A 6638-nucleotide genomic window follows, 5' to 3' on the forward strand; every position below is an offset into this window, starting at 1 on the left:
GAGTGGATGAAGCGGGACTTGAAAGGGACGGCAGATAACCTGTCTAGCCTTGCGGAGTTAGGAGTAGGAACTTACACTGCTCTGACGGATCCAGGAGCGGCTCAGCGTGGCCAGGATCCCAATGCCAGCTATGCGGATAAGGCAGCTTATCGTGCTCAGCAGACCGGAAAAGCCCTCTGGGATAAGGTCACCCATATGGATGCCTATGATGCAGGAGGCTTGACCTTTGAGATTGCCAGTCTTTTTGTTGGTCCAGCGGCTGTGGGTAAGATGGCTAAGGGGACCAAGTTAGGAGCTAAGGCAGCTGAGATGATTCAGTTAGCCAAGAACAGTACCAAAGCAAGAATTCTCGCAAATGTTGAAAAATGGGGTTCAAAGGTTGACAATATCTTAGCGAAGAGCAATAATGTCATTGGAAAATTTGGGGAGAAATTATTAGACACTCGAATCCCAGTCGGCATTCGTAAAGAGGCAGTTGCCTTTGCGGGAGGTATGGGAACCATGCCTACCTTCAGCGTTGAGAGTAAGACTCTACGTGAGGTGATGCACTTCTCAAGCAAACATGCGGATGATATAGTGAGAGGTATAGGTGGTTCTGGAGAAGTAAGACAGCTCGTTCCGCGTAAGCTATCTGATTCAGAGAAAAAACTTTACAAGCGTCCATCAGGTTATAGGAAGAATGTAAAGGAAACTGTCTGGGATAAAGCTAAGGATGAACAAGGTGTTGTCAAAGATCCTATTACTAAAAAGGTAATGGATATTGAGGAGTCTTGGGATATGGGGCATAAACCGGGACATGAATTTAGAAAACACCAACAAAGTGCGGCTGATAGAAAAATAACTCGTAAACAATTTTTAGATGAATATAATAATCCCAATAGCTATAGACCAGAGCTACCAGAATCTAATAGAAGTCATATTGGTGAAGATAAGACGGATTTTTATTTTGGTCCATGATTTTGAAGAAAGGGACTTACTATGGAATATGATAAAAAAGAGATAGCTAGAAAGCTTTTAGATGATGTTGGCGGTACTCCAAGAGTATATGCATTTAAAGATGAATATGGAAAAGAAATTGACATATTTTGTGGTGATGATTCTCCAATTGAACACGTATCTTCTTACTCCACTGTTGGGTTATCAGACTACACTTTGAACAAAAAGATAGATGATAAATCTTTAAGAGCAGAAATTATTGGTTCAACAGATAGTAGGAATGATTTGTTTCCAAATATAATAAGTGACTGTGCTTTTAAAGTGATGGATGGATCATCTCCTTGTATGCCAGGGACTGTATTTCTAAATGCAATAGATAATTATTATCTAGATTCTAATATGAAGCACATGTTATTGACTATCCCATTTTTATGGGAGTTGCACGATTTGGAATTTGATCATGAATATGTAACTTGGTTGTTTGCTGTTCCGATTTCTGAGTCGGAGTACCATTTTTTTGTTGAGAATGGGTATCAAAAATTAGAAATGTTATTTGAAAAAAACCAAATAGATATTTATGATTTAAATCGTAGTCCTGTGGTTTAGATGATATTTTACGTTGATGAAAGATACTCTCCTGTTTGCGGAAGGTTTTATTGGTGCAGCTGGAAGTATGGTTTCAGAGACTGCTATCGGAGCTGTAGATTTGACTCAGATTATTGGTATTGCCAGTATTGATGGCGTCAATCGCTTAACAGGAGGTCAAACTCCAGAGTGGATGAAGCGGGACTTGCAAGGAACGGCAGATAACCTGTCTAGCCTTGCGGAGTTAGGAGTAGGAACTTACACTGCTCTGACGGATCCAGGAGCGGCTCAGCGTGGCCAGGATCCCAATGCCAGCTATGCGGATAAGGCAGCTTATCGTGCTCAAGAGACAGAAAAAGCCCTTTGGGATAAAGTTACCCATATGGATGCCTATGATGCAGGAGGCTTGACCTTTGAGATTGCCAGTCTTTTTGTCGGTCCAGCAGCTGTAGGGAAGATGGCGAAGGGGACCAAGTTAGGAGCTAAGGCAGCTGAGATGATTCAGTTAGCCAAGAACAGCACCAAAGCAAGAATTCTCGCAAATGTCGAAAAATGGGGATCAAAGGTTGACAATATCCTAGCGAAGAGCAATAATGTCATTGGGAAATTTGGCGAGAAACTATTAGATACTCGAATCCCAGTCGGCATTCGTAAAGAGGCAGTTGCCTTTGTGGGTGGTATGGGAACCATGCCTGCCTTCAGCGTTGAGAGTAAGACACTACGTGATGTGATGCGCTTCTCAAGCAAACATGCAGATGATGTGGTACGAGGAGTAGGTGGTTCTAGTAGGACTACAAGTAAGCTTAGAGATAGTGTCTTAGAAGGAGCAAAATCTGAAGGCAAAGCTAGATATGGTGAACGGAAAATTTCTGATGAAGAATACGCAAAATTGAGAAAAATGACACCATCCAGAAATATTAGAAATAATGTGAATAAAGATATCCAGTTACCGATGCCCGATCCAGCTATTCCTGGTAAGATTATAGAAATTGGAGAAAGATTAGAAGCTGACCATATTGTTTCAATGGATAGGATTACAAAAATGGAAGGCTTCGAAAAAATGACGCTAAAACAAAAACTTGATGTTCTAAATTATGAAGAGAATTTTATCGGATTGAGCAAAACAGCAAACACATCTAAAGGTTCGAAGAGTTATAGAGAGTGGACTAGATATGTAAAAGAAAATATACCTATTTCTGCAGATTTTAAAAGTACTATGATAGCCAAGGAAAGAGAGTTGGAAGTTGTTTTGCAAAATTTAATTGATTCTTTTAATTAAATAATAGAGGTTAGTAATTATGGATAATTTATCAAATATTTTGGGCCAGTATACACTATCAAATTCTGAAGTGGAGATTATAGAGGAAACCTCTAAAATCTTATCGGCAGATATTCCGCAATTTTGGAAAAAAATCTTTCTTTCTGATGACTTTAAAGAAAGAAAAAGCATACTTCTTACAGAATGGAAGAAATTTGTATCAGCAGAATTGTCTAATACAATTTCCTATCTAGATGAATACTTGCTTCGGCTTGACTTGATTTTCTACAATGGTGAATACTCTATATTATATACAATTTCATCCTATGATAATAAAGATGTACTTCTGTATGAAGGTAAGAACCCAGTCTCAGTCGATGAATTAAGGAAAAAATTCGGAGATTTATTTGTGTCATTGGACAGCTCAATAGTAAACTTTTACACAAATATTCATAATGGTTTTTATGATTATAGAAGTAAAAGTATGGGATTGGATCCCGTCAAAAATATAGAGCCGGTATCCTTGTATGAATGGGAATATATCAAGCAAATAGATTTTAATCTTGAAGCATTATTTACATTTTTTAGTAATGGTATGGGAGACTATATCGTATTGGATATAGATTCTAAATTAGAAAACGGAGCTTATTTATGGTCTAAAATGGATTTGCCTGAAAGAGGTTTAAATTTTTGGAATTATATTGATGAGTGGACAGTAATTGGTTTTGAGTAAGTTTTTATAGAGGCTAAGAGTATTAGAAAGTTTAATGGGGGAGTCCTATTTATGAGTGATAAATTCCTTGAGCTATTTATTGAAAAAACTTTTTATAATGAGCTATTTAGTAAGTTGAAATTTTACATCTACCTTCATAGAGATGAAATAAAAGTTAGATCCTACACTTTATCTTCGATATCCTATAAAACGCTAGATGATTTTACCGTCAAGGAATGAAAGATACACTCTTGTTTGCGGAAGGTTTTATTGGTGCAGCTGGAAGTATGGTTTCAGAGACTGCTATCGGAGCTGTAGATTTGACTCAGATCATTGGTATTGCCAGAAATGCTAACTTTAGACAAGCTGATGAGCTCCTTGCTAGAGAATTAGGGAAAACTCGTCGAGAAATTGTTAAGTTTAGAAAAGAAAATAAACTAACGCGGCACGAACTTAATGACATAACAAGTATGCAACTAGTTCCGAGTATCATAAATAGTAAATTTGGGCATTTAGGCGGTGTTTCAGAAGTTAAAAAGTTGTTGGAATTATTGCAGTAGAAAAAGAGGTGTGAAATGAAGATAGTACATCCTGTTTTTGGGGAATTGACATTTAATAATGGTTGGACTAAGAGTATTAAATTAAATATTTTTAAAAAGGAATTTTCTGTTGAAATAAATATTGATGCAGATGAAGATGCGGTGTTCGATGAAAATCAAATCAAAGCTTTTGAATTTTTTTTCAGTGATATTCAGAACTGTGTTACCCAAGCCGAGAATGGTATTGTTGGATATTATAATTCAATAATTGATGAGGTAATTGATAGACTGGATTCAGATTCTAATTTTGGTCAGAAGTTATTAAATGCTAAAAATAATCCGAGTGAAATCTTTAAATTTTTGACAGTAAAACAAATTATGATTCCGATGAATTTTGATGATAATACACGCGAAGCAGGTTTCATTTGTGATTGTGAATGGGATATTGAAAACGGTGTTGGAATAAAATATATTAATGAACAAATATCAGAAATAGGATTTCAAGACATTTTGTTATAATTGAAGTTATGTTCAGCGGACCACGATCAGCAGTACTGAACAGCTTTTTAGTGCTTTAAGTAGCCAAATGGCAGCTGCGTGATGTGATGCACTTCTCAAGTAAACATGCGGATGATGTTGTGAGAGTGGCAGAGAAGCCCTTTGATAAAGAGCGGATTCTTGAAAATCTTAGGCAAAGTCGACTTGCACGGGAAAGTTCGAAGTTTGGGGAGTATTTAAGAAAAGAAAATCAAATTAAATACCCTACAGGTATTGATGGTAGTGTAAAATTAATAGAGAAGGCTGACCTTCCATCATGGATTGTGGATTCATTTCAGGATGGACAATATCGGACGGTAGTGACAACAGAAGAAGTAACTGTTTATCGTACATTTGGAGGACACTCTGATGCTGGGGGAGGTTTTGTAACTTCCAGCCCTGCGCAAAATAGAATTCAAGCGAAGATTGATACTGCATTACTTCCCGAATGGAAAAATACTCGAATGTATGAAGTAGAGATTCGAATTCCTAAAGGAGAAACACTGAGTATTGGAAAAGTTGCGCCGCAGAAGATTTCTTTATCAGGGACTGTTCTAAAAGGCGGTGCGGACCAAATATTATTACCACAGGGATGGTCGCAGGATTGGGTTGTGAATGTAAGGACTATCCCTAATTAAGGAGTAGATTATGAGTATGAAATCAATAGAGATAGCCAATAAAATTTTAGAAATAATGGATAAACAGTATCCTTCAGAAATACAGGAAAAAGGAGCAATTAACACTCTTTATACCATTATTAGATCAATAAAGGAAACAGAAACTATCCCATCGAATGTTCATCTTAAGGATCATGCACGTATGTTGATAGATGCAACTGCTAATTATAATTTAGAAATCATCTACCTACTTCAAGATTTAGATAAGGAATTAAAAAAGAATGAACATAAAAGATAGTTTACAACATTTTTCATCGAATCGAACAGAAGAGAATAGGTCGAAACTTCTTTCAGATATGGAGAAATGGACGCTGTTCGTCCCTATAAGATGGGTAGATAAGCAGACGTTCCGCATTATCCATATTCAGGATGGAACAGAAAATTTTTATTTGCCGATTTTAACGAGTCAAGAAGAGCAACTGCCGCCTATAAGTGATAATAATTCTATTCGTTTGGAATCTGTTCGTCTAGCTGATTGTATCCAGTTACTTCAGTCTAATCATCAAATAGCTGGAATTGTTATAAACCCTATGTCTGATAATGTAGTCCTTCTATCGGCTTTATTCCACGGACAGAATACGACGAAAAAACAAGTATCATTTGGGGTTCCAAGTAAAGATTATTCTTGGCTGACAACTCCTTTAATTTCATTCTTACAACAGAATACGGGTGTTCGGACGGTCTACCTATTGATGGTTGTTAGTGAGGATCAACCAGTAGCAACGCTCGTTGTAGATGGTGAAGAAAAAGATTGTCTTGCTATTGTTGATTATTTAAATCATCAGCAGTATTCTGAAGCTATTGATATTCTTCCCCTACAGACAGCTTTTTCAAAAGAAATCATTAAAGATGTTTCTCCTTTTTATACTAATCTATAGTACCATCTCTTCAAGAAGGATTTGATGACTATGTGGTAGACTACTTGGCTCGCATCTGGCCCTTGGGTGAGATGCCTGGAATGGATGCTTTTTTCGTAAGTAACATGATGATTGAGCGACTTCGTTTTGAAGGCTATAGTGACGACTGGGAAAGTCAGTTCACAGAGGATGTTTTACGTGCGACTCAGCTCTCCCAGCAACAAGTATCGACTGCCTTTATGCGCAGCGAGGATTTTGTTCGGTATTATGAGCCGTATTTAAACACGGAGGAAGGCTAATGGGATTTTATGTGGATATTGCGGAACTTCAGAAAGCCCAAGAGGCCTATATGAAGATGGTCGCAACTGCTCAGAGTCAGTTGGATACCGCTAAAAATGGAATGAATGCTATCATCACCAGTAATTCCATGCATGGAGAAGTCGGGAAAGCGATTACGAATGAAATCAATAATGTTCATAACCCCGTGATTGTTGGCTTAAAGAATAGCTTAGAATTTCTAGGTTCTGAGTTTTCCAA

Annotated in this window: 10 protein-coding genes and 1 pseudogene; all 11 read left to right on the top strand. The window is 37.4% G+C overall.

Annotation, left to right across the window (positions count from 1 at the left end; all coding sequences use genetic code 11):
* A partial coding sequence (locus B7705_RS00230; RefSeq protein ID WP_239822326.1) for an HNH/ENDO VII family nuclease occupies nucleotides 1-957 on the top strand: 957 nt, incomplete at its 5' end.
* A 21-nt stretch (nucleotides 958-978) separates the two neighbouring features.
* Nucleotides 979-1542 (top strand): suppressor of fused domain protein, encoded by a 564-nt coding sequence (locus B7705_RS00235; protein ID WP_084946703.1) that lies wholly within the window; start codon nucleotides 979-981, stop codon nucleotides 1540-1542.
* A 16-nt stretch (nucleotides 1543-1558) separates the two neighbouring features.
* Nucleotides 1559-2800, top strand: a complete 1242-nt coding sequence (locus B7705_RS09895) for a hypothetical protein (RefSeq protein WP_239822327.1) — start codon at nucleotides 1559-1561, stop codon at nucleotides 2798-2800.
* Nucleotides 2801-2819: 19 nt separating this feature from the next.
* Nucleotides 2820-3512 carry a hypothetical protein gene (locus B7705_RS00255; RefSeq protein WP_084946706.1) on the top strand — a complete coding sequence of 231 codons (693 nt, stop codon included), beginning with the start codon at nucleotides 2820-2822 and terminating at the stop codon, nucleotides 3510-3512.
* Nucleotides 3513-3727: 215 nt separating this feature from the next.
* On the top strand, nucleotides 3728-4051 hold the full coding sequence (locus B7705_RS00260; RefSeq protein WP_084946709.1) for an HNH endonuclease: 324 nt from the start codon (nucleotides 3728-3730) through the stop codon (nucleotides 4049-4051).
* A 15-nt stretch (nucleotides 4052-4066) separates the two neighbouring features.
* Nucleotides 4067-4549, top strand: coding sequence for a DUF6985 domain-containing protein (locus tag B7705_RS00265; RefSeq protein ID WP_084946712.1), 483 nt, complete (start codon nucleotides 4067-4069; stop codon nucleotides 4547-4549).
* A gap of 86 nt (nucleotides 4550-4635) precedes the next feature.
* Nucleotides 4636-5205 (top strand): hypothetical protein, encoded by a 570-nt coding sequence (locus B7705_RS09900; RefSeq protein ID WP_084946715.1) that lies wholly within the window; start codon nucleotides 4636-4638, stop codon nucleotides 5203-5205.
* 10 nt (nucleotides 5206-5215) lie between these two features.
* Nucleotides 5216-5482: a MerR family transcriptional regulator gene (locus B7705_RS00275; RefSeq protein WP_084946718.1), complete on the top strand. Its 267-nt coding sequence runs from the start codon at nucleotides 5216-5218 to the stop codon at nucleotides 5480-5482.
* On the top strand, nucleotides 5466-6122 hold the full coding sequence (locus B7705_RS00280; RefSeq protein WP_084946721.1) for an enhanced serine sensitivity protein SseB C-terminal domain-containing protein: 657 nt from the start codon (nucleotides 5466-5468) through the stop codon (nucleotides 6120-6122). Before B7705_RS00275 ends, B7705_RS00280 begins: the two co-directional genes overlap by 17 nt.
* 32 nt (nucleotides 6123-6154) lie before the next feature.
* A complete protein-coding gene (locus B7705_RS00285) occupies nucleotides 6155-6400 on the top strand; it encodes a DUF4176 domain-containing protein (RefSeq protein ID WP_002879517.1) in 246 nt (81 codons plus the stop codon).
* Nucleotides 6400-6638: pseudogene (locus tag B7705_RS00290) on the top strand (T7SS effector LXG polymorphic toxin); the annotation flags it as partial. The gene B7705_RS00285 and the pseudogene B7705_RS00290, both read left to right, overlap by 1 nt.

Source organism: Streptococcus oralis subsp. dentisani (assembly GCF_002096685.1).
Classification (GTDB): domain Bacteria; phylum Bacillota; class Bacilli; order Lactobacillales; family Streptococcaceae; genus Streptococcus; species Streptococcus oralis_AD.